The sequence below is a fragment of the Paracoccus nototheniae genome (genome assembly GCF_004335005.1).
Lineage (GTDB): Bacteria > Pseudomonadota > Alphaproteobacteria > Rhodobacterales > Rhodobacteraceae > Paracoccus > Paracoccus nototheniae.
In genome coordinates this window covers 1-542 of the sequence record NZ_RQRT01000181.1, presented here as the reverse complement: position 1 = coordinate 542, position 542 = coordinate 1, and the positions used below count along the sequence as shown (strand labels likewise).

Here is a 542-nt window from a genome sequence, read left to right as displayed (position 1 = left end):
GCCATCGGGCCATCGGGCCATCGGGCCATCGGGCCATCGGGCCATCGGGCCATCGGGCCATCGGGCCATCGGGCCATCGGGCCATCGGGCCATCGGGCCATCGGGCCATCGGGCCATCGGGCCATCGTAGAAACTGCGCAGCCCGTCTTGTCTCAACAAGGCCAAAACATGCGCCAATTGCGGCTGGCGCAGCAATTCGCCTGTCGGTGCCCCCAACAGGGGTGAAAATCCGGGCCAGTCGGGCCAATCGGCCCGGCGAAAGTCCAGCCAGAACTGCTGGCTGGCGCCGGGGAGAAATCCCTCCTTCGCCAGCGTCTGTGCAGGCGCCAAAAGCGCATCTGCCGTCATGACGCCGCCCCATCGGGCCGCCGAAAGACGCAATGCATGATCCCAGCTGTCGACCGCACAGGCGGTTGTCATCCAGATCACCCAGCCCGATCCGGGTCACCTCGTCCGAGGCGATCAGGTTCTCGTATGAGAACATCATCCGCGTCATCTCAAGATCGCGATTGGCCAGATTGTCAAAGGCCACGACCGCATCG

1 protein-coding gene is annotated in these 542 nt (G+C 64.8%); it reads right to left on the bottom strand.

Annotation, left to right across the window (positions count from 1 at the left end; genetic code table 11):
• A partial coding sequence (locus EG885_RS22380; RefSeq protein WP_242679807.1) for a gamma-glutamyltransferase occupies positions 1-420 on the bottom strand: 420 nt, incomplete at its 3' end.
• Positions 421-542 lie beyond the last annotated feature (122 nt).